This is a genomic window from Streptomyces sp. XY006 (assembly GCF_002237655.1).
GTDB lineage: Bacteria > Actinomycetota > Actinomycetes > Streptomycetales > Streptomycetaceae > Streptomyces > Streptomyces levis.
In genome coordinates this window covers 88,558-110,165 of sequence record NZ_NOKT01000022.1, presented here as the reverse complement: position 1 = coordinate 110,165, position 21,608 = coordinate 88,558, and the positions used below count along the sequence as shown (strand labels likewise).

At 70.8% G+C, this 21,608-nt stretch carries 21 protein-coding genes and 1 tRNA gene; 21 read left to right on the top strand and 1 reads right to left on the bottom strand.

The window, feature by feature from the left end:
• The first annotated feature begins 38 nt into the window (after positions 1 to 38).
• The 7 genes from CHR28_RS25035 (at position 39) to CHR28_RS25005 (ending at position 4,425) form a co-directional block, all read left to right on the top strand.
• On the top strand, positions 39 to 713 hold the full coding sequence (locus CHR28_RS25035) for a DUF2637 domain-containing protein (RefSeq protein WP_094055937.1): 675 nt from the start codon (positions 39 to 41) through the stop codon (positions 711 to 713).
• Between the two features lie 12 nt (positions 714 to 725).
• Positions 726 to 917 carry a mobile element transfer protein gene (locus CHR28_RS25030; protein ID WP_094055936.1) on the top strand — a complete coding sequence of 64 codons (192 nt, stop codon included), beginning with the start codon at positions 726 to 728 and terminating at the stop codon, positions 915 to 917.
• Between the two features lie 15 nt (positions 918 to 932).
• Positions 933 to 1,127 (top strand): hypothetical protein, encoded by a 195-nt coding sequence (locus tag CHR28_RS25025; protein WP_094055935.1) that lies wholly within the window; start codon positions 933 to 935, stop codon positions 1,125 to 1,127.
• 25 nt (positions 1,128 to 1,152) lie between these two features.
• Positions 1,153 to 1,395, top strand: a complete 243-nt coding sequence (locus CHR28_RS25020; protein ID WP_094055934.1) for a SpdD protein — start codon at positions 1,153 to 1,155, stop codon at positions 1,393 to 1,395.
• Positions 1,396 to 1,553: 158 nt separating this feature from the next.
• Complete coding sequence (locus CHR28_RS25015; protein WP_373453387.1) at positions 1,554 to 2,852, top strand: replication initiator; 1,299 nt, start codon at positions 1,554 to 1,556, stop codon at positions 2,850 to 2,852.
• Entirely contained in the window at positions 2,828 to 3,022 is a 195-nt protein-coding gene (locus CHR28_RS25010) for a helix-turn-helix transcriptional regulator (RefSeq protein ID WP_033314625.1), read from the top strand. Before CHR28_RS25015 ends, CHR28_RS25010 begins: the two co-directional genes overlap by 25 nt.
• The gene (locus tag CHR28_RS25005; RefSeq protein WP_094055932.1) at positions 3,019 to 4,425 is read left to right on the top strand and encodes a tyrosine-type recombinase/integrase; all 1,407 of its coding nucleotides are present in this window, start codon (positions 3,019 to 3,021) and stop codon (positions 4,423 to 4,425) included. Before CHR28_RS25010 ends, CHR28_RS25005 begins: the two co-directional genes overlap by 4 nt.
• Before the next feature lie 232 nt (positions 4,426 to 4,657).
• Here the strand turns inward: CHR28_RS25005 and CHR28_RS25000 are convergent.
• Positions 4,658 to 4,729 (bottom strand) — tRNA-Arg (locus tag CHR28_RS25000).
• 163 nt (positions 4,730 to 4,892) lie between these two features.
• Here CHR28_RS25000 and CHR28_RS24995 point away from each other — a divergent pair.
• From CHR28_RS24995 to CHR28_RS24930, 14 genes are all read left to right on the top strand, one after another.
• Positions 4,893 to 5,450, top strand: a complete 558-nt coding sequence (locus CHR28_RS24995; protein WP_256984388.1) for a response regulator — start codon at positions 4,893 to 4,895, stop codon at positions 5,448 to 5,450.
• A gap of 130 nt (positions 5,451 to 5,580) precedes the next feature.
• Entirely contained in the window at positions 5,581 to 6,735 is a 1,155-nt protein-coding gene (nrtL, locus tag CHR28_RS24990; RefSeq protein WP_094055931.1) for an ArgS-related anticodon-binding protein NrtL, read from the top strand.
• Between the two features lie 24 nt (positions 6,736 to 6,759).
• Positions 6,760 to 8,151 (top strand): diaminopimelate decarboxylase, encoded by a 1,392-nt coding sequence (gene lysA, locus CHR28_RS24985; protein WP_094055930.1) that lies wholly within the window; start codon positions 6,760 to 6,762, stop codon positions 8,149 to 8,151.
• Positions 8,152 to 8,335: 184 nt separating this feature from the next.
• Positions 8,336 to 9,628: a homoserine dehydrogenase gene (locus CHR28_RS24980; RefSeq protein ID WP_094055929.1), complete on the top strand. Its 1,293-nt coding sequence runs from the start codon at positions 8,336 to 8,338 to the stop codon at positions 9,626 to 9,628.
• A gap of 6 nt (positions 9,629 to 9,634) precedes the next feature.
• On the top strand, positions 9,635 to 10,693 hold the full coding sequence (gene thrC / locus CHR28_RS24975) for a threonine synthase (RefSeq protein WP_094055928.1): 1,059 nt from the start codon (positions 9,635 to 9,637) through the stop codon (positions 10,691 to 10,693).
• A gap of 363 nt (positions 10,694 to 11,056) precedes the next feature.
• Positions 11,057 to 11,986: a homoserine kinase gene (thrB, locus tag CHR28_RS24970; protein ID WP_094055927.1), complete on the top strand. Its 930-nt coding sequence runs from the start codon at positions 11,057 to 11,059 to the stop codon at positions 11,984 to 11,986.
• 402 nt (positions 11,987 to 12,388) lie between these two features.
• The gene (gene rho, locus CHR28_RS24965) at positions 12,389 to 14,416 is read left to right on the top strand and encodes a transcription termination factor Rho (protein ID WP_094055926.1); all 2,028 of its coding nucleotides are present in this window, start codon (positions 12,389 to 12,391) and stop codon (positions 14,414 to 14,416) included.
• 124 nt (positions 14,417 to 14,540) lie between these two features.
• The gene (locus CHR28_RS24960) at positions 14,541 to 16,337 is read left to right on the top strand and encodes a trypsin-like serine protease (RefSeq protein WP_094055925.1); all 1,797 of its coding nucleotides are present in this window, start codon (positions 14,541 to 14,543) and stop codon (positions 16,335 to 16,337) included.
• A gap of 207 nt (positions 16,338 to 16,544) precedes the next feature.
• Positions 16,545 to 17,681 carry an LCP family protein gene (locus CHR28_RS24955; RefSeq protein ID WP_094055924.1) on the top strand — a complete coding sequence of 379 codons (1,137 nt, stop codon included), beginning with the start codon at positions 16,545 to 16,547 and terminating at the stop codon, positions 17,679 to 17,681.
• Between the two features lie 187 nt (positions 17,682 to 17,868).
• Complete coding sequence (gene rpmE, locus CHR28_RS24950) at positions 17,869 to 18,090, top strand: 50S ribosomal protein L31 (protein ID WP_003992975.1); 222 nt, start codon at positions 17,869 to 17,871, stop codon at positions 18,088 to 18,090.
• A gap of 108 nt (positions 18,091 to 18,198) precedes the next feature.
• Positions 18,199 to 19,275 (top strand): peptide chain release factor 1, encoded by a 1,077-nt coding sequence (gene prfA, locus CHR28_RS24945; protein WP_094055923.1) that lies wholly within the window; start codon positions 18,199 to 18,201, stop codon positions 19,273 to 19,275.
• Positions 19,276 to 19,305: 30 nt separating this feature from the next.
• Positions 19,306 to 20,151 carry a peptide chain release factor N(5)-glutamine methyltransferase gene (gene prmC, locus CHR28_RS24940; RefSeq protein ID WP_094055922.1) on the top strand — a complete coding sequence of 282 codons (846 nt, stop codon included), beginning with the start codon at positions 19,306 to 19,308 and terminating at the stop codon, positions 20,149 to 20,151.
• Between the two features lie 106 nt (positions 20,152 to 20,257).
• Positions 20,258 to 20,905, top strand: a complete 648-nt coding sequence (locus CHR28_RS24935) for an L-threonylcarbamoyladenylate synthase (RefSeq protein ID WP_094055921.1) — start codon at positions 20,258 to 20,260, stop codon at positions 20,903 to 20,905.
• Complete coding sequence (locus CHR28_RS24930; protein ID WP_094055920.1) at positions 20,902 to 21,579, top strand: arsenate reductase/protein-tyrosine-phosphatase family protein; 678 nt, start codon at positions 20,902 to 20,904, stop codon at positions 21,577 to 21,579. Before CHR28_RS24935 ends, CHR28_RS24930 begins: the two co-directional genes overlap by 4 nt.
• Positions 21,580 to 21,608 lie beyond the last annotated feature (29 nt).

The window sequence follows — 21,608 nt, the reverse complement described above, 5'->3', positions numbered from 1 at the left end:
CTACCCCTCGCATGCCTGAATCCGGAAGGAGCCGCATCATGCGCGCCCAACTGGCCCGCGTGGACGCGGTGCTCATCCAAGCCGTCATCGCTGCCGCACTGTCCTTCGCCCACCTGCACGACATCGCCTCGGCGGCCGGGCAGGACGGATGGAAAGCCTGGGCCTACCCGATCAGCGTCGACCTGTTGCTCGTCGCCGCCTGGCGTCGACTGCGGTCAGGGGAAACGAAAGCGGCCGGGTGGTGCTGGTTCGTCATCGCGCTCACGGCCTCACTCGGAGCCAACGTCGCCACCGCCGGCCTGCTCGACATGAACCACGTCCCGGCCTGGCTGCGCATCCTCGTGGCGGGCTGGCCTGCGGTCGCCTTCCTCGGCGGCACCCTGCTCGCGCACTCGGCACCGAAGACGATCGACCACGCCGCAGAACCCGACACGGACGACGACGAGGTCCACGACCAGGCGGAGGAACTAGAACTCCTCCCCGAGCCACCCGTCCACCCGGCACCCGAGCAAACCCCGCCCCCGCGTCCGGTCAACGAACCGGAACCGCCTGAGCGTCCTGCCCCGCCCGTTCCGGCCGCCCTCGTCGCACACGCCCGCAAGGTCGCCGCCGAACACCACACCCGCACCGGAGCACCCATCGACACCCCGACCCTTCGCGCCCGCCTCGGCGTCCCCGCACCCATGGCCGAAGCCATCGCCACCCACCTCTGAAAGGAGACCTGCGTGACCGCCAACCGCCGCTTCCGCGACGTCGTCCGCATCGGCCCTGTCCAGGTCGGCACGTACTACGACGGCCGGGGCCAGGAGAAGCACACCGCCGCCTGCACCGCCCCGCGCTGCGGCTTCTCCACCGACTACGACGGCCGCGCCGCCGCCGAGCTGGCCGCCCGCACCCACCGCTGCCCCGTTCGCTGAAAGGACTCTCACCCCGTGACCGTCAACCTGCCGCTTGTCGTCGTCCTCGGCTTCTTCGCCTGGGGAGCAGTCAGGTTCCTCGGCGTCCGCGTCTGGATCGTCGTCCTGATCGCCCTCTTCGGCTTCTGGCTCTCCCGAACCTTCCTCGCACCCGCCATCGAGTCCGGTACGCGCTCAGGCGTGACCGTCATAAACGGCTCACACGACTAGACGAGTAGATAAGGAGACCTGACCCGTGTTCCTCCCGAAGTACCCCGACAGCCTGACCCCGCCGCCCGCTCACACCCACACCCCGACCGAGCCGACACCCGCACGGCGCTCGCTCCCGTCGGTGTCCATCGATCAGAAGACCGTCGCGGCCCTGGTCGTCGGTGGAGTCGTCCTCACCGCGCTCCTGGCCGCCGTAGCCGTCACGGCCATCTCCGTTGCCGTGGCCGCCGTCGTCCTGCGCTCCATGCTCCGCGACCACCGCCGCTGAACCGCGCTGGCCTCCGGGGCGGCGGCACACGACCAAGCATTTCGCCGCCCCGGGGCCTGTTCCTCCCGACCGAGCCAGTCAGAAGGGGAAACGCCATCTTCACCCGCACCACTCCGGCACCACTTCCGGAACTCGCGAACCTGGCCGCGCAGGGCACGCTGCCGGGTATCCTCCGCCAGCTCTCCGGGCTCGGCGGCTGCACGAACCCGATCCGCCTCGACGGCCACCGCACCGAGTACGACGTCGACACCCGCACCGGCGAGATCGGCAACGTCCTCCACCGCCTCGAATCGACCAGCCTTCCGGCCGGTCAGCTCCTCGTCCGCTGCAACAACCGCCGCACGACCCGCTGCGCCGCCTGTGCCGAGGTCTACCGCCGCGACACCTTCCACCTGATCACCTCCGGTCTGCGTGGCGGCAAGGGCATCCCCGAACACGTCGCCGTCCACCCGCGCGTGTTCGCCACCTTCACCGCGCCGAGCTTCGGCCCGGTCCACAACCGTCCCTCCAGCGGGCGCCCCTGCCGCTGCGGCATCCACCACGACCAGGACGACGAGGTACTCGGCTCCCCGCTCGACCCAGACACCTACGACTACGAAGCCGCCGTGCTCTGGAACGCCCACGCCGGTCCTCTCTGGCGGCGCTTCTCGACCTACCTGCGCCGAGAGGTCGCCAAGCGCGCCGGCCTCTCCCAGCGCCGCTTCCGCGAGCATGCCCGCGTGTCCTTCGCCAAGGTCGCGGAGTACCAGAAGCGCGGCGCGGTCCACTTCCACGCGGTCATTCGCATCGACGGCCCCAGCGGCGGCGACACTCCACCCCCTACTTGGGCAACCGCCGAGCTGCTCACGGACGCCATCCGTGCTGCCACCGCCAAGGTCCGCGTGGACGGCCCGACCATCGACGGCCGCGCCCACACCTTCACCTTCGGTCGCCAGCTCGACGTACGCACCATCCGCTCGGCCGACTTCGACGGCGGCCAGGAGCTGACCGAACGGGCTGTCGCCGCCTACATCGCCAAGTACGCCACCAAAGGCGCCGAGACGGCGACAGGAGCTCTCGACCGCCCGCTCAAGTTCGCCGCCGAACTCGCCCAGCTCGACATCAGCGACCACGCCCGCCGCCTGATCCGCACCGCCTGGTTCCTCGGCGCACGCAAGGACCTCGAAGACCTCCGCCTGCGCGCCTGGGCTCACATGCTCGGCTTCCGCGGCCACTTCTCCACCAAGTCCCGCCGCTACTCCACCACCCTCGGCGCCCTCCGCGACGCCCGCGCCGAGTGGCGCCGTGCCCAAGCCGCAGCACCCAGCGGCGCCGAGCCTGAGACGACGTACGTCCTCGCGCACTGGGTCTTCGCCGGTACCGGCCTCTCGGACACCGAAGCCTGGCTGGCCGCATCTCTCGAACCCGCCCCCGGAACGGAAGGAGAACCGACATGGACCGCCGACGGGACGAACTGATGACTGTCCCGCAGATCCTCGCCGAGCTGGGCGGAGTGTCCCGCCGAACCTTCTACCGTTGGCGCGAGCTAGGGCAGGCTCCGGAAGCGATCAAGCTGCCGAATGGTGAGCTCCGCGTTTGGCGCAGTGACTTCGACGCCTGGCTCCACGGGCTCGCGGAGGCGGCGTGAAGTCGCATGACGTGAGGGTGTGGGGCATCCGCAAGCGGCCCTACAAGACGCCGTCCTATGACGTGCGATGGAAGGTTGCCGACGCCCCGCCGTTCTCCGAGACTTTCCGGACCAAGGCACTCGCCGACAACTTCCGCGCCAAGCTTCTTCGGGCTGCGCAGAAGGGCGAGGCCTTCGACACGGACACTGGTCTGCCGGACTCGATGGCACCCGTCAAAGCGTCCCGTACCTGGTACGACTTCGCACGGGCGTACGTCGCCATGAAGTGGCCGCACGCGGCTCCGAACTCCCGCGACAGCTTGAACGAGACGATGACGCTCGTCACGACTCAGCTGCTGGGTGATCGGCCTGGGCGGCCTGCTGACGACGTCTTGCGCCGTGCGCTGCGGGGCTGGGCCTTCGTCGTCGAAGCCTCGGACGACGAAACTCCGCCGGTTGACATCGCGAATGCCCTTCGCTGGGTGGCCAAGGCCTCGCTGCCGTTGGCGATGCTTAAGAATCCGGCAGACATCCGCCGCGTCCTCGACTCGCTCAAGCTCAAGCTGTCGGGCGCTCCAGCGGCCGCAGAGACGGTACGGCGCAAGCGCGCGGTCCTCTTCAACGCCCTTGCCTACGCGGTCGAACTGGGGGAGCTCCCGGAGAACCCGGTCACGCTCGTGAAGTGGAAGCCGCCGATGGTGACCAAGGAAGTCGACCGCCGGGTCGTGGTGAACCCTCGGCAGGCACGCGAGCTCCTGGCCGCCGTCTCTTATGTCGGCGGCTACCGCAGAGCCCGTGGGCGGCGCCTGGTCGCGCTCTTCGCCTGCATGTACTTCGGTGGGCTTCGGCCGGCGGAAGCTGTGGCGCTGCGTCGTCCGGACTGCACGCTGCCGGAGACCGGGTGGGGTTCGCTGATCCTGGAGAAGACCCGTCCGACGGTGGGGAAGCGCTGGACCGGGACCGGGGAGGTTCACGACAACCGCGGGCTCAAGAATCGCCCCGCGAACGAAACCCGCATCGTCCCGATCCCGCCTCGTCTCGTCCGCATGCTCCTTGCCCACATCGAGGAGTTCGGCACTGCCACGGATGGGCGCCTGTTCGCCAACGAACGTGGGGGAGTGGTCGCCTCCACTACGTACTGGCGCGTCTGGGACGAGGCTCGGCACCTGGCGCTCACGCCGGAACAGGTGGCCTCGCCGCTGGCCGCTCGGCCCTACGACCTGAGGCACGCAGCGCTCTCCTCCTGGCTCAACGCTGGCGTCGATCCCACCGAGGTTGCGGAGCGCGCGGGCAACAGCGTCGAAGTGCTGCTGAGCCGGTACGCGAAGTGCCTCGACGGCCGCCAGGACATCGCCAACCGCCGGATCGCCGAGCTTCTCGGTGAGGACGACGGCCAGGAAGGCGAGCCCGGCGACGGGACCTGATCCCGGCACACCTCTGACACACGCACCTACGGCATGATGGCCCCTGGACTACGGTCCGGGGGCCTCGGCGTTTTCCGGGTCTGACCTGCGGATTCCTGGCCTGCGGCCAGTCCACGCATAGTCCACAGCCCCCGACATACAGCCGCCCCGAGCGGCACACGCCTGCACATACGCGAAGACCCCGTCTCAGCGAAAGCGCTGATGGCGGGGTCTTTGGGCACCTCATGCGAAGTGCCCCCGGCAGGATTCGAACCTGCGCACACGGCTCCGGAGGCCGTTGCTCTATCCCCTGAGCTACGGGGGCGTGTCGGTCGCGTTGCTCGCGGCGACGGGTAGAACACTACCAGCTCCCTCGGGGTGGTCATGAACGGGTTTCCGCTGTCGGGGGCGGTGGTGCGGGTCGCTCGTGCGGGGTGGAAGTGGGGAAAACCCGGACGCGATGGCCGACGGCGACCTACTCTCGAGTTGTGCCAGGCGCGTGGGGCCGGGTGCTTGTTGTGGACGACAACAAGGTCATCCGGCAGCTGATCAGGGTCAACCTCGAGCTGGAGGGGCTGGAGGTCGTGACCGCGGCCGACGGTGCCGAGTGTCTTGATGTCGTTCATCAGGTGCGGCCCGATGCAGTGACCCTCGACGTGGCCATGCCGCGGCTGGACGGGCTCAGGACCGCCAGTCGGCTGCGGGCCGATCCGCGCACTCGGGACGTGCCCCTCGCCATCGTCAGTGCTTGTACGCAATACGAGGTCGAGGCCGGACTCGACGTCGGCGTCGACGCCTTCCTCGCCAAGCCCTTCGAGCCGGCCGAACTTGTCGCCATGGTGCGGCAGTTGGTCGAGCGAGCCCGCAGTCGGAGTCGGGGTCAGGGAGGGCGGCAGGGCGGGGACGGTCCCGACGTCGACGCCGGTGACGGCGTCGGTCCCGGCGGACTGGACAGCGACACCCGTGAGCAGGGTGGCCTCGGACCGGGTGTCCTCGGGGCCGACAGCGCCTCAACCGCCGTCGTGGATCAGTCGGCCGTGCCGTAGACGCGGACGCCGGCCGCGTGCGAGGTCCTGTGCGTGGCCGCCCCGGACGGGCGCACTCCGCGTCCACATGCCGGACCGTCCGCCAAACCGGGTCGCATACCCACCCCCCTCCTCCCATACGCTGGTCCCCGTGACCCCCGTCGAGCTCTCCCGCACCGTGCTGCACGCCGTGCGTCGTGCTGTCGACGAGGGTGAGCTGAGCGTGACCGTGCCCGAGCGGGCCGTGGTCGCTCCGCCCGGGCCCGGAGGGTGTGGTGACTACGCCACGAACATCGCCCTTCAGCTGGCCCGTGCGGCGGGGCAGCCCCCGCGGCGCGTCGCCGAGATCCTCCGCGCGCGTCTGCTCGAACAGCACGGCGTCAGCGACGTCGCCGTCACCGGGCCCGGGTTCCTCAACCTCAGCCTGGATGGCACCGCCTCCGCCGACCTCGTCGTAGAGATCCTCAGCCGCGGGCGACGGTACGGGCACGCCGTGTCGCCCAGCGGGACACTCGTCCGGCTGCGGTGTCCGGCCGAGGTGCGTGCCGTCGTGGTCGCGGACGTCGTCGCGCGGGTGCGGCGTAGCCAGGGCCACTTCGTTCGCGTCCACCACGACGGGCCGCTCGACCCGGAGTGGACGTCCGTACTCGGTGTCGACCCCGACGACCTGTACGAGCCAAGCGGTCTCGGCGACGCCGACGACCTGTCCGAGCCAAGCCGTCTCGTCGACGTCGAGCTCGATGGCTCCGAGACCGTCCGGCCCCTGCCCGCCCCCGCCGACCCTCTTCCCCTCGGCCGGGACGCCGCTCGCTGGGCCCTGTTGCACCCCGCCCTCCACGACCGCCCCCGCATCACCCGGGAGCATCTCGTCCAGCGGGAGACCAACCCCCTCTTCCGCGTCCGGTACGCCCACGCCCGCACCCGGGCCCTGCTGCGCAACGCCGCCGACCTGGGCTTTCGTCCTGAGCCCGGCCCCATTGCCCTCCCGCGCAACGCCGCCGACCCAACCATCCGGCCCGTGCCCGACCCCGCCCCCCTCCGCGAATCCACCGCCCCCACCCTGCTCGCCCTCCTCGGCGACCACCCCCGCGTCCTCGTCGCCGCCCAGGACGCCCCCGACCGTCTGGCCCGGCACCTCGTCGCCGTTGCCGATGCCACGCTGCCCCTGCTCCCCGCCGTGCTGCCGCTCGGTGAGGAGAAACCCTCGGCCGCCCACCGTGCCCGGCTCGCTCTCGCCGAAGCCGCCGGGACGGTGCTGGCCGGCGGCCTGTCCCTGCTCGGCATCGACGCACCCGAACACCTCTGAGAGCCAAGAAGAGGCACACGAATCATGAGCCGTTCCGCCCACCCCGCCGGGCCCCGTCACGCCGATGTCCTTCCCGAGGGCCACTACTCCGCCCCGCCCGCCGACCTCAACGCGCTCGACCCCAAGGTGTGGGCCGAGACCGTCACCCGCGACGAGGACGGTGTCGTCACCGTCGGCGGGATCCCCGTGACGCGGCTGGCCGAGGAGATCGGGACCCCGGCGTACGTCCTCGACGAGGCCGACTTCCGGGCTCGTGCGCGGGCCTGGCGCACCGCCTTCGGGACCGGCGCCGACGTGTTCTACGCCGGCAAGGCGTTCCTGTCCCGGGCCGTGGTGCGCTGGCTGCACGAGGAGGGGCTGAACGTCGACGTCTGCTCCGGCGGTGAGCTGGCCACCGCCCTGTCCGCCGGCATGCCGGCCGAGCGCATCGCCTTCCACGGCAACAACAAGTCCGTCGACGAGATCACCCGGGCCGTCGAGGCCGGCGTGGGCCACATCGTGCTCGACTCGTTCCAGGAGATCGTGCGCGTCGCCCACATCGCGCAGGGTCTGGGCAAGCGGCAGAAGGTGCTCATCCGCATCACCGTCGGCGTCGAGGCGCACACCCACGAGTTCATCGCGACGGCCCACGAGGACCAGAAGTTCGGCATCCCGCTGGCCGGCGGGCAGGCCGCCGAGGCCGTACGGCGGGCGCTGCAGCTCGACGGTCTGGAGCTCGTCGGCATCCACAGCCACATCGGCTCGCAGATCTTCGACATGTCCGGGTTCGAGGTCGCCGCCCACCGGGTGGTCGGGCTGCTGAAGGACATCCGCGACGAGCACGGCGTCGAACTGCCCGAGATCGACCTCGGCGGCGGGCTCGGGATCGCGTACACCAGCGACGACGACCCGCGCGAGCCGCACGAGATCGCCAAGGCGCTCACCGAGATCGTCACGCGGGAGTGCGAGTCCGCCAGGCTGCGCACGCCCCGCATCTCCGTCGAGCCGGGGCGGGCCATCGTCGGGCCGACCGCCTTCACGCTCTACGAGGTCGGCACGATCAAGCCGCTCGACGGGCTGCGCACGTACGTCTCCGTCGACGGCGGCATGTCGGACAACATCCGCACCGCGCTGTACGACGCCGAGTACAGCGTCGCCCTGGTCTCGCGCACCTCCGACGCCGAGCCGATGCTCGCCCGGGTCGTCGGCAAGCACTGCGAGAGCGGGGACATCGTGGTGAAGGACGCGTTCCTGCCGGCCGACCTGGCGCCCGGTGACCTGGTCGCGGTACCGGCCACGGGCGCCTACTGCCGGTCCATGGCCAGCAACTACAACCACGTGCTGCGGCCGCCCGTCGTCGCCGTGCGCGACGGTGAGGCCCGGGTGATCGTCCGCCGCGAGACGGAGGAGGACCTGCTGCGCCTGGACGTCGGCTGATCCCCACGGCGGCCCTACACGCTCCACGAGCCGCACGAGCCGCATGACGCGGGGTGGAAGATCTCCTGTCTTCCACCCCCGTACAAATGAAATAGACGTCTCACGATCCGGACCATGGGCAGAAAGTCCCGTTCGGTGGGTGAGACTGGTTGCACCGCAGACGGTAATGAGGAAACGAGGTCGGATGATGCGTACGCGTCCGCTGAAGGTGGCGCTGCTGGGCTGTGGAGTGGTCGGCTCAGAGGTGGCGCGCATCATGACGACGCACGCCGACGACCTCACGGCCCGGATCGGGGCCCCGGTGGAGCTGGCCGGTGTCGCCGTCCGCCGGCCCGACCGCGTACGCGAGGGCATCGACCCCGCGCTCATCACCACGGACGCCACCGCCCTGGTCAAACGCGGTGACATCGACGTGGTGGTGGAGGTGATCGGCGGCATCGAGCCGGCCCGCTCCCTCATCACCACCGCCTTCGAGCACGGCGCCTCCGTCGTCTCCGCCAACAAGGCGCTGCTCGCCCAGGACGGCGCCGCGCTGCACGCCGCCGCCGGGGAGCACGGCAAGGACCTCTACTACGAGGCCGCCGTCGCCGGCGCCATCCCGCTGATCCGGCCGCTGCGCGAGTCCCTCGCCGGCGACAAGATCAACCGGGTGATGGGCATCGTCAACGGCACGACCAACTTCATCCTCGACAAGATGGACTCGACCGGCGCCGGGTACCAGGAGGCCCTCGACGAGGCCACCGCCCTGGGGTACGCCGAGGCCGACCCGACCGCCGACGTCGAGGGTTTCGACGCCGCCGCCAAGGCCGCCATCCTCGCCGGCATCGCCTTCCACACGCGCGTGCGCCTCGACGACGTCTACCGCGAGGGCATGACCGAGGTGACCGCCGCGGACTTCGCCTCGGCGAAGGAGATGGGCTGCACCATCAAGCTGCTCGCCATCTGCGAGCGGGCCGCGGACGGGGCGTCGGTCACCGCGCGCGTGCACCCGGCGATGATTCCGCTGAGCCACCCGCTGGCCTCCGTGCGCGGCGCGTACAACGCCGTGTTCGTCGAGTCCGACGCCGCCGGGCAGCTCATGTTCTACGGCCCCGGAGCGGGCGGTGCCCCCACGGCCTCCGCCGTGCTCGGCGACCTCGTCGCCGTCTGCCGCAACCGCATCGGCGGCGCGACCGGACCGGGTGAGTCCGCGTACGCCGCCCTCCCCGTGTCCCCGATGGGCGACGTCGTCACGCGCTACCACATCAGCCTCGACGTGGCCGACAAACCGGGTGTTCTCGCCCAGGTCGCGACCGTCTTCGCCGAGCACGGAGTCTCGATCGATACGGTTCGCCAGCAGGGGAAGGACGGCGAGGCGTCCCTCGTCGTCGTCACGCACCGCGCGTCCGACGCCGCCCTCACCGGGACCGTCGAGGCGCTGCGCAAGCTCGACACCGTGCGTGGTGTCGCCAGCATCATGCGGGTTGAAGGAGAGTAACCAGCAATGACCCACCAGTGGCGCGGAATCATCGAGGAGTACCGGGACCGGCTGCCGGTATCTGACAGCACGCCGGTCGTGACGCTCCGCGAGGGCGGCACGCCGCTCGTGCCCGCGCAGGTGCTCTCCGAGCGCACGGGCTGCGAGGTCCACCTCAAGGTGGAGGGCGCGAACCCCACCGGTTCCTTCAAGGACCGCGGCATGACCATGGCCATCACGCGGGCCAAGGAGGAGGGCGCGCAGGCCGTCATCTGCGCCTCCACCGGCAACACCTCGGCCTCCGCCGCCGCCTACGCCGTGCGCGCCGGGATGGTCTGCGCCGTGCTGGTGCCGCAGGGCAAGATCGCGCTCGGCAAGATGGGCCAGGCCCTGGTCCACGGCGCGAAGATCCTGCAGGTCGACGGCAACTTCGACGACTGCCTCACGCTCGCGCGCGGCCTCAGCGACAACTACCCCGTGGCGCTGGTCAACTCCGTCAACCCGGTGCGCATCGAGGGCCAGAAGACGGCCGCCTTCGAGATCGTGGACATGCTCGGCGACGCGCCCGACATCCACGTCCTGCCGGTGGGCAACGCGGGCAACATCACGGCCTATTGGAAGGGCTACACGGAGTACGCCGCCGACGGTGTCGCCACGAGGACCCCGCGCATGTGGGGCTTCCAGGCCTCCGGTTCCGCGCCCATCGTGCGCGGCGAGGTCGTCAAGGACCCCTCGACCATCGCCACCGCGATCCGCATCGGCAACCCGGCCTCGTGGCAGTACGCGCTTGCCGCGCGGGACGAGTCGGGCGGCGCCATCGACGAGGTGACGGACCGTGAGATCCTGCGCGCCTACCGGCTGTTGGCCGCGCAGGAGGGCGTCTTCGTCGAGCCGGCGTCGGCCGCGTCCGTCGCCGGTCTGCTCAAGGCCGCCGAGCAGGGCAAGGTCGACCCGGGGCAGCGCATCGTCTGCACCGTCACGGGCAACGGGCTGAAGGACCCCGACTGGGCCGTCGCCGGTGCCCCGCAGCCGGTCACCGTCCCCGTCGACGCGGCGGCCGCAGCGGAGCGCCTGGGTCTCGCCTGAGGGCGCTCGAACCGGGGCTGACGTGCGCCGACGCTCCGAGCGCCGGTGTTACGCCCGACACGTTCCGGCGTAAGACGGCGCCGTCCCGGGGAGATTCCCTACGGGGGGTGCACAGGGGGCTTACGACACGCATCGTGCGCCTCCTGTGCGCCCTATGTCGCCACAGAACCTTGTTTCGATAGGCTGTACTGAACCCGCCCGCCGCATATGCCTCCGCACGGAGCGTGGTGCCGCGCCGTCTCCGCGGCCGGGACAGCGGCCGGCCCCCACCGGCCGGCAGCGGCCCCCCGGGTTCTCGTACGCCATCGAATGTCCATCGAACGTCATTCGACAATCACGCAGCTCAAGGAGAGTCATCGAGCGATGGCCGGTCCAGCGTTCCGCGCCGCCGCCGTCCGGGTGCGCGTCCCCGCCACCAGCGCCAACCTCGGCCCGGGCTTCGACGCCCTCGGTCTCGCGCTGGGCTTGTACGACGACGTGGTCGTCCGGGTGGCCGACTCCGGGCTGCACATCGACATCGCGGGTGAGGGCAGCGAGACGCTCCCGCGCGACGAGCAGCACCTTCTCGTGCGGTCCCTGCGCACCGCCTTCGACCTGCTGGGCGGGCAGCCCCGCGGCCTGGAGATCGTCTGCGCCAACCGCATCCCGCACGGCCGGGGCCTGGGCTCCTCCTCGGCCGCCATCTGCGCCGGGATCGTCGCCGCCCGCGCCGTGACCATAGGCGCCGAGGCCCGGCTCGACGACACGGCACTGCTCGAACTCGCCACGGAGATCGAGGGCCACCCGGACAACGTCGCCGCGTGTCTGCTGGGCGGATTCACGCTGTCCTGGATGGAGGGCGGTGCCGCCCGCGCGATCAGGATGGACCCCGCCGATTCCATCGTTCCGGTGGTTTTCGTTCCCGGAAAGCCGGTACTGACCGAGACGGCGCGCGGCCTGCTCCCGCGTACCGTCCCGCACGTCGACGCCGCCACCAACGCGGGCCGGGCCGCCCTGCTCGTCGAGGCCCTGACCCGGCGCCCCGAGCTGCTGCTGCCCGCCACCGAGGACCGTCTGCACCAGGAGTACCGCGCCCCGGCCATGCCGGAGAGCGCCGCACTGGTGGAGCGGCTGCGGGGCGACGGCATCCCCGCGGTCATCTCCGGCGCCGGGCCGACGGTCATGGCGCTGGCCGACGCGGACACCGCCGACAAGGTCGAGGCCCTGGCGGGCGCGGACTGGGCCGCCAACCGGCTGAGCCTCGACGCGCACGGCGCGAGCGTGCTGCCGCTGGCGGCCGCCGGTGACATCTGACAGCGCGCGGTTGCCGGATTTCGAGAGGGGGAATGTTTGTTGGATCCGGTAGTGTTAACCTCAAGTCTGCACCCGACCCCACCATGGCGAGGTGCCTCGTGTCCCCGTCCGGGACAGACATTCTTCCGGGAGCCCCCCAAGCCGCACTGTGTTCCGTACGTCGGACCGTACGCCGTACAAGGACATTGAGCGGGGCGCAGGGCATGCTCCGGAACCGGTGCGACCACGCCACGTGACACTGACACTGGGTGCCACGGCTCAAGGAAGCGCCATCACCAGATTCCTCCGCCGCTTAGGCGGACCACCGCCCCGGCACGGTTCACACCACACGGACCGAAGCCGGACAGCACAACCGGTCGCCGAGCCAGACAGGCCGACGTCCGCTCCAGGGAAGGACCCTTCGTGAGCGACACCACCGATCTGATGGGCGCACGTGTCGAGGAGACCGCTGCCGCGCCCGCCACGGACGCCTCCGCGCCTGCCACCGGTGCCGGCTCCCGGCGGCGCCGCGGTACCGGCCTCGAGGGCATGGTGCTGGCCGAGCTGCAGCAGGTCGCATCCGGCCTTGGCATCAGGGGCACCGCGCGTATGCGCAAGAGCCAGCTGATCGAGGTCATCAAGGAGGCGCAGGCGTCCGGCGGCGCCGCTCCGGCCGCGAAGGCCGACGCCACCGCCGAGACCAAGCCCAAGCGCCGCGCCACCTCGCGGGCCCGTACGGGCGACAACGGCGACAAGGCCGAGAAGAAGGCCGACGCGAAGGAGGCCCCCGAGGCCCCCGCGGAGCAGGCCACGGCCCAGCAGCAGATCGAGATCCCCGGCCAGCCGGCGTCCGACGACGCTCCCGAGCGCCGCCGTCGCCGCGCCACCGCCGAGGCCGGATCCCCCGCTTCCGCTCCGGAGACGGTCGCCGCCGAGGCGAAGAACGAGCCCAAGGCCGAGACGCCGGCGCAGCAGTCCCAGGGCAACCAGGGCAACGACGCCAAGTCCGACGCCGACGGCGGCGAGGGCCGTCGTCGCGACCGCCGTGACCGCGACCGGGACCGGGACCGTGACCGCGGGCGGGACCGCGACCGCGACCGCCGCGGCGGCAAGGGCGACGACCAGCAGGGCGGCGCTCGTCAGGACCGCGGCCAGCAGCAGAACCAGCAGGGCGGCGGCCGTCCGGACCGCGGCCAGCAGGACGACGACGACTTCGAGGGCGGCCGGCGCGGCCGTCGCGGGCGCTACCGCGACCGCCGGGGCCGTCGTGGCCGCGACGACATCGCCTCCGAGCCGCAGATCAACGAGGACGACGTCCTGATCCCCGTCGCGGGCATCCTGGACATCCTCGACAACTACGCGTTCATCCGCACGTCGGGCTACCTGCCCGGTCCGAACGACGTGTACGTCTCCCTCGCCCAGGTCCGCAAGAACGGCCTGCGCAAGGGCGACCACATCACCGGCGCGGTCCGCCAGCCGAAGGAAGGCGAGCGGCGCGAGAAGTTCAACGCGCTGGTGCGCCTGGACTCCGTCAACGGCATGGCGCCCGAACACGGCCGCGGCCGCCCGGAGTTCAACAAGCTCACCCCGCTGTACCCGCAGGACCGCCTCCGCCTGGAGACGGACCCGGGCGTGCTCACCACTCGCATCATCGACCTCGTGTCGCCGATCGGTAAGGGCCAGCGCGGTCTGATCGTGGCCCCGCCGAAGACCGGCAAGACCATGATCATGCAGGCGATCGCCAACGCGATCACGCACAACAACCCCGAGTGCCACCTGATGGTCGTCCTCGTCGACGAGCGTCCGGAAGAGGTCACCGACATGCAGCGGTCGGTGAAGGGCGAGGTCATCTCCTCGACCTTCGACCGCCCCGCCGAGGACCACACCACGGTCGCCGAGCTCGCCATCGAGCGCGCCAAGCGCCTGGTGGAGCTGGGTCACGACGTGGTCGTCCTGCTCGACTCGATCACCCGTCTGGGCCGTGCGTACAACCTCGCCGCGCCCGCCTCCGGCCGCATCCTGTCCGGTGGTGTCGACTCGACCGCCCTGTACCCGCCGAAGCGCTTCTTCGGTGCGGCCCGCAACATCGAGGACGGCGGCTCGCTGACCATCCTCGCCACCGCCCTGGTGGACACCGGGTCCCGCATGGACGAGGTGATCTTCGAGGAGTTCAAGGGCACCGGCAACATGGAGCTCAAGCTCGACCGGAAGCTCGCCGACAAGCGCATCTTCCCGGCGGTGGACGTCGACGCGTCCGGCACCCGCAAGGAGGAGATCCTGCTCGGCAGCGAGGAGCTGGGCATCGTGTGGAAGCTGCGCCGGGTGCTGCACGCGCTCGACCAGCAGCAGGCCATCGAGCTGCTCCTCGACAAGATGAAGCAGACGAAGTCGAACGTCGAGTTCCTGATGCAGATCCAGAAGACCACCCCGGCGCCGGGCAACGGCGACTGAGGCAGGCACCGCGCACAGGGCCGTTCCCCGAGAGGGGGGCGGCCCTTTGTGGTGTCCATGTACAGGTAGGATCACGCTCTCTTCGAACCTGTGATCCCGAGGGGGGACATTCGTGGGTACATCCATGCCCGGGGGCGGCCGGCACAGACGCCGGATACGTATCGCACTGCCCGTGGCCGCGGCCGGCGTGGCCGCAGCCGTGGCCGCCGCGCTGCTGACGACGTCGGCCGGCGCGGCCACCCCGCTGCCGCAGCCCGCCGTCAAGCCCGCCGTGGCCGGCTCGCCGTCCCTCGCCGAGCTGGAGCAGCGCGTCGCCGGTGCCATGGCCGGCGACGACGTCGCAGGCAAGACGAGCAAGGCCTCGCTCAGCGCGGGCACCGTCACCGGCAGCGTCGACGCGAAGATCATCGGTGGCAGCCAGACCACCATCACCTCGGCGCCGTGGATGGCCCAGCTCCACTACTACGACGACCGGGGCACCTCCAGCACCGGCGACGACATCGGCTTCTTCTGCGGCGGCGCCGTCGTCGCGCCCACGAAGATCCTCACCGCCGCGCACTGCGTCAAGGGCTACGACTGGCACGGCAACGGCGCCATCGTCACCGGCACCTCCCAGCTCCCCTCGGCCGACGGCACCGATCTGCACGGCGGCACCGTCACCGGTGTCTGGCGGCAGTGGAGCCACCCGTCGTACAGCGCGACGACCATCGACAACGACATCGCGGTGCTCACCCTGCCCGTCCCGGTCAAGGCCACGCCGATCCGCATGACGACGTCCGGTGACACCGCCTCGTACGCGACCGGCACCAGCGCCAAGGTCTACGGCTGGGGCCGCACCAGCTCCACCAGCGACGACATCTCCGAGACGCTGAAGACGGCCACGCTGCCCATCCAGTCCGACGCGACCTGCTCCGCCGCCTACGGCGCGGACTTCGTCAAGGGCCACATGGTCTGCGCGGGCAAGCCCGCCACCGGCAGCGACACCGGCACCACCACCGCCTGCAACGGCGACTCCGGCGGCCCCCTGGTCGTCAACAACCGCATCGTCGGTGTCGTCTCCTGGGGCGTGACCGACTGCGTCGCCAAGGGCGCCTACAGCGTCTTCAGCAAGGTCAGTAGTTACGTGGGCGCCGCCTACCCGCGGCTCGACGACACCAACATCAACGGCGACCACCGGGCCGACGTGTGGGTGCGCAACGCCTCCACCAAGACCGGCTACTCCAAGAACTCCAACGGCACCTCCCTGGCCGCCCGCGAGTCCTGGGGCGACTGGAACGGCGTCAACGTCGTCCTGCAGACCGACCTCGACCGCGACGGCTACCAGGACCTGGTCTACCGGGTCAGCTCCACCGGCGACGTCTACTGGACCCACTACGTGATCTCCAGCGGCACCTGGGCCACCAAGCAGATCGCCGACAACTGGGCGAGCCGCACCCGCATCATCACCCCCGGTGACGTCACCGGCGACTACCTGCCCGACCTGCTCTCGGTCGACTCCGCCGGCGCCATGTGGATCTACCCCGGCAAGGGCAACGGCACCTTCGCCTCGCGCGTGAAGGTCGGCACCGGCTGGAACCAGTACAACTCCGTGCGCGGCAAGGGCGACTTCACCGGCGACGGCAAGACCGACCTGATCGCCCGCAGCAAGACGGGCGGCACGATCTACCTGTACAAGGGCACCGGCAAGTCCGGCACCGGGGCGTTCTCCGGCCGCATCAAGGTGCGCACCTGGAGCAGCACCACGTACAACGCCTTCGACGCGGTCGGCGACATGACCGGCGACGGCAAGGCCGACTTCCTGGCCCGCACCCCCGGCGGCACGCTCTACCTGTACGCCGGCACCGGCAAGGCGACCAGCGAGATCTTCGCCACAAGGAAGTCCGTCGCCACCGACTTCAAGCAGTACGACATCTTCGGCTGAAACAGCAGGTGAGCCGGTTCCCTCCGGCCCCACCGGCCACACACTGTGCCCACCGCCCCACGCGGTGGGCACAGTCCGTTGTGCAACCCTTTCCCGAGTTTCCCCGTCTGACCAGGCGGAGCGACGATGGTGCGAGGAAGGGTTCCGGCCGGCCACGCCTGGCACTGACGGCAGGGGGTAACCGACCGTAGACGAGCTGAGGAGCACATGGCTGCCGAGAGCACACCGGATCCGGGTATACCGGGCGAGAACGGCACCACGGGAGCGCGTCACCGCGGCAGGGGCCGCCGCCGCGCCCCCCGCAAGCGCCACAAGGGCCTGATCATCACGGCGTGGACCGCCGCCGGCATCGTCGTCCTGGGCGGCGCCGGCATGGGCTACGTGTACTTCAAGCTCAACGGCAACCTCAAGAGCGTCGACATCGACCAGGCCCTCGGCACCGACCGCCCCGAGGCGGCCGACAACGGCTCCGAGAACATCCTGGTCCTCGGCTCGGACACCCGCTCCGGCGGCAACAAGAAGCTCGGCGGCGGCACCGACGACGGCAGCGCCCGCTCCGACACGGCGATGATCGTCCACCTCTACAAGGGCCACAAGAAGGCCAGCGTGGTCTCCATCCCGCGCGACACCCTCATCGACCGGCCCGCCTGCACGGACACCCAGGGCAACGAGCACCCGGCCGCGCGCAACACGATGTTCAACTCCGCGTACTCCACCGGCGGCGCCGCCTGCGCCGTGAAGACCGTCGAGTCCATCACCGACCTGCGCATGGACCACTACCTGGAGGTCGACTTCGCCGGCTTCCAGAAGCTGATCGACGACCTCGGCGGCGTCGAGATCACCACGACCAGGAGCATCGACGACCCCGACAGCCACCTGAAGCTGAAGGCCGGCACCCACAGACTCGACGGCGAGCAGGCCCTCGGCCTGGTCCGCACCCGGCACGGCGTGGGCGACGGCTCCGACCTCGGCCGCATCCAGCTCCAGCAGGCCTTCATCAAGGCCCTGGTCGGCCAGGTCAAGGACGTCGGCGTCTTCACCAGCCCCAAGAAGCTGCTCGACCTCGCGGAGACCGCGACCAAGACGGTGACGACCGACTCCGACCTCGGCTCGGTCAACAAGCTCGCGTCCTTCGCCGGCGGCCTGCGGGGCATCAGCCCCTCGCACATGCACATGGTGACGATGCCGGTCGTCTACGACCCCGCCGACCCCAACCGCGTCCTCCTCCAGGAGAAGAAGGCCGACCAGATCTGGAAGGCCCTGGCGAACGACCAGCCGATCCCGAAGAGCGCGACGAAGGACACGGCGACCGGCGAGGCCAAGGGCGTCGTGAACGCCCCCTGAGGGAGACGTCCCCAAAGGGCGCGGGGAACTGCGCGAACGACCCCCACCGGCCCGCGGGGAATAGATCACCGCAACCCCCGGTTTTGGGGGATGGCCCCAGTCCTGGCAGACTGGTACGTCGGCTCCGGTTCACGCTCCCGCACCCCGCGGCGGCGACCCGGCGCCCTCCCGAAACCTAGGAGACACCTTGAAGCGCGACATCCACCCCGAGTACGTCGAGACGCAGGTCAGCTGCACCTGCGGCGCGTCGTTCACCACGCGCAGCACCATCGAGTCCGGCACCATCCGGGCCGACGTGTGCTCCGAGTGCCACCCGTTCTACACGGGCAAGCAGAAGATCCTCGACACCGGTGGCCGTGTGGCCCGCTTCGAGGCCCGCTTCGGCAAGGCCGCCGGCTCCAAGAAGTAGCGAGCCCCATTTCGCCGGTCCACGGCAGTGCCCCCACCGAGGGGCGCGCCGGGACCGGCGTTTTTGGTCGCCCGCCCTTCACCCCCGTCCGTACACAGGAGCCCCAAGATGTTCGAGGCCGTCGAGGAACTCGTCGCCGAGCACGCCGACCTGGAGAAGAAGCTCGCCGACCCGTCGGTCCACGCCGACCAGGCCAACGCGCGCAAGCTGAACAAGCGTTACGCCGAGCTCACCCCGATCGTCGCGACGTACCGCTCCTGGAAGCAGACGGGCGACGACATCGAGACCGCGCGCGAATTCGCCGCCGACGATCCCGATTTCGCGGCCGAGGTCAAGGAGCTGGAGAAGCAGCAGGAGGAGCTGACGGAGAAGCTGCGTCTCCTCCTCGTCCCGCGCGACCCCAGCGACGACAAGGACGTCATCCTGGAGATCAAGGCCGGCGCCGGCGGCGACGAGTCCGCGCTGTTCGCGGGCGACCTGCTGCGCATGTACCTGCGCTACGCCGAGCGCGTCGGCTGGAAGACCGAGATCATCGACGCCACCGAGTCCGAGCTGGGCGGCTACAAGGACGTCCAGGTCGCCGTGAAGACCAAGGGCGGCCAGGGCGCCACCGAGCCCGGACAGGGCGTGTGGGCCCGGCTGAAGTACGAGGGCGGCGTGCACCGCGTGCAGCGCGTGCCCGCGACCGAGTCCCAGGGCCGCATCCACACCTCCGCGGCCGGTGTGCTCGTCACGCCCGAGGCGGAGGAGGTCGACGTCGAGATCAACCCCAACGATCTGCGCATCGACGTCTACCGGTCCTCCGGTCCCGGCGGGCAGTCCGTCAACACCACCGACTCCGCCGTGCGCATCACGCACCTGCCGACCGGAGTCGTCGCCTCCTGCCAGAACGAGAAGAGCCAGCTGCAGAACAAGGAGCAGGCACTGCGTATCCTGCGCTCCAGGCTGCTCGCAGCGGCGCAGGAGGAGGCGGAGCGGGAGGCCGCCGACGCCCGCCGCAGCCAGGTCCGCACCGTCGACCGCTCCGAGAAGGTCCGCACGTACAACTTCCCGGAGAACCGCATCTCGGACCACCGCGTCGGCTTCAAGGCGTACAACCTGGACCAGGTCCTGGACGGCGACCTCGACGCGGTGATCCAGGCCTGCGTCGACGCGGACTCGGCGGCGAAGCTGGCGGCTGCGTAAGGCACGAACGAGCACACTCGGAGGACTTGCGTGAATCTGCTGCTCGCGGAGGTGGCCCAGGCCACCCAGCGGCTCGCCGACGCCGGCGTGCCCTCGCCGCGTACCGACGCGGAGGAACTCGCCGCGTTCGTGCACGGCGTCAAGCGCGGCGAGCTGCACACCGTCAAGGACTCCGACTTCGACGCCCGGTACTGGGAGGTCATCGCCCGCCGCGAGGCCCGCGAACCGCTCCAGCACATCACCGGACACGCGTACTTCCGGTACCTGGAACTCCAGGTCGGTCCGGGGGTGTTCGTGCCGCGGCCGGAGACCGAGTCCGTGGTCGGCTGGGCCATAGACGCCGTACGGGCCATGGACGTCGTCGAGCCCTGCATCGTCGACCTGTGCACCGGCTCCGGCGCCATCGCGCTCGCCCTCGCCCAGGAGGTCCCGCGCTCGCGCGTGTACGCCGTGGAGCTGTCCGAGGACGCCCTGCGGTGGACCCGCAAGAACGTGGAGGGGTCCAGGGTCGAGCTGCGCCAGGGCGACGCCCTGACGGCCTTCCCGGACCTCGACGGCCAGGTCGACCTGGTCATCTCCAACCCGCCGTACATCCCGCTCACGGAGTGGGAGTACGTCGCCCCCGAGGCGCGGGACTACGACCCGGACCTGGCCCTCTTCTCCGGTGAGGACGGCCTGGACCTCATCCGGGGACTGGAGCGGACCGCGCACCGGCTGCTGCGCCCCGGCGGCGTGGTGGTCGTGGAGCACGCCGACACCCAGGGCGGCCAGGTGCCGTGGATCTTCGCCGAGGACCGCGGCTGGACCGACGCGGCCGACCACCCGGACCTGAACAACCGCCCCCGCTTCGCCACGGCCCGCAAGGCACTGCCGTGAGCACCCGGGGCACCCCGCGGTCCGCGCGGATCCCGCTGACCACGCGGATCTCGCGGACTTCACGGACTTCATCCCAGCAGCACGTGTACGAGGAGGCCAGCTAAAGATGGCACGGCGATACGACACCAACGACGCGACCGACCGAGTGACCGGTCTGCGTGAGGCAGCGTCCGCCGTCCGCCGTGGCGAACTCGTGGTGCTGCCGACGGACACGGTGTACGGCATCGGCGCCGACGCGTTCTCCTCGGAGGCGGTCTCCGACCTGCTGCAGGCCAAGGGCCGGGGGCGCAACATGCCCACCCCCGTCCTCATCGGCTCCCCGAACACGCTGCACGGGCTCGTCACGGACTTCTCGGAGCTGGCCTGGGAGCTCGTCGACGCCTTCTGGCCGGGCGCCCTGACCCTGGTCGCCAAGCACCAGCCGTCCCTGCAGTGGGACCTCGGCGACACCCGGGGCACGGTCGCGGTGCGCATGCCGCTGCACCCCGTCGCCATCGAGCTGCTCACCGAGGTCGGTCCCATGGCCGTGTCCTCCGCCAACCTCACCGGCCACCCGGCGCCGGAGAACTGCGACGCGGCGCAGGAGATGCTCGGCGACTCCGTCTCCGTCTACCTCGACGGCGGCCCGACCCCCGGCAACGTGCCCTCGTCGATCGTCGACGTGACCCGTGAGGTGCCGCTGCTGCTGCGCGCCGGCGCGCTCTCGGCGGACGAGCTGAGGAAGGTCGTACCCGACCTCGAGGTGGCGAATTGACGGCCCCTGAGGGGCGTGGCATAGGCAACGGGGACAGCGCGGCGGAGATCACGACGACCTTCGTGGGACTTCCGCGCGACAGCTTCCGCATCCTCCACGTCAGCACCGGCAACGTGTGCCGCTCGCCCATCACCGAGCGGCTGACCCGCCATTTCGTGCAGGAGCGGCTGGGCATCCTGGGCGGCGGCCTGATCGTGGAGAGCGCGGGCACCTGGGGCCACGAGGGCGCGCCCATGGAGGCCCACGCGGAGACCGTCCTGGCCGACTTCGGCGCGGACGCCTCCGGCTTCACCGGGCGTGAGCTCCTCGACGAGCACGTGATCCGCGCCGACCTGGTGCTGACCGCCACCCGGGACCACCGCGCGCAGGTCATCTCCATGGGCCACTCGGCGGGCCTGCGGACCTTCACGCTCAAGGAGTTCACCCGCCTGGTCAAGGCCATCGACCCGGCGACCCTGCCGCCCCTGGAGGAGGGCGTGGTCGTCCGCGCCCGTGCCCTGGTCCGTGCCGCGGCGGCTCTACGCGGGTGGCTGCTGGCCCCGAACGCCGAGGCGGACGAGGTCTACGACCCGTACGGGGCGCCCCTGACGTTCTTCCGTTCCATCGGGGACGAGATACACCAGGCGCTCGACCCGGTCGTCACGGCGCTCACCGGCGTCCCCGCACGGACGTAGCGGCCGAGCGCCCCGGGGGCCCCGGGCCT

Coding starts and splice junctions, on each gene's coding strand:
- CHR28_RS24980 (WP_094055929.1), top strand. CDS start 8,336: ATGATGCGTACGCGTCCGCTGAAGGTGGCGCTGCTGGGCTGTGGAGTG.
- CHR28_RS24960 (WP_094055925.1), top strand. CDS start 14,541: ATGCCCGGGGGCGGCCGGCACAGACGCCGGATACGTATCGCACTGCCC.
- thrC (WP_094055928.1), top strand. CDS start 9,635: ATGACCCACCAGTGGCGCGGAATCATCGAGGAGTACCGGGACCGGCTG.
- CHR28_RS24935 (WP_094055921.1), top strand. CDS start 20,258: ATGGCACGGCGATACGACACCAACGACGCGACCGACCGAGTGACCGGT.
- thrB (WP_094055927.1), top strand. CDS start 11,057: ATGGCCGGTCCAGCGTTCCGCGCCGCCGCCGTCCGGGTGCGCGTCCCC.
- CHR28_RS25010 (WP_033314625.1), top strand. CDS start 2,828: ATGGACCGCCGACGGGACGAACTGATGACTGTCCCGCAGATCCTCGCC.
- prfA (WP_094055923.1), top strand. CDS start 18,199: ATGTTCGAGGCCGTCGAGGAACTCGTCGCCGAGCACGCCGACCTGGAG.
- CHR28_RS24955 (WP_094055924.1), top strand. CDS start 16,545: ATGGCTGCCGAGAGCACACCGGATCCGGGTATACCGGGCGAGAACGGC.
- CHR28_RS25035 (WP_094055937.1), top strand. CDS start 39: ATGCGCGCCCAACTGGCCCGCGTGGACGCGGTGCTCATCCAAGCCGTC.
- lysA (WP_094055930.1), top strand. CDS start 6,760: ATGAGCCGTTCCGCCCACCCCGCCGGGCCCCGTCACGCCGATGTCCTT.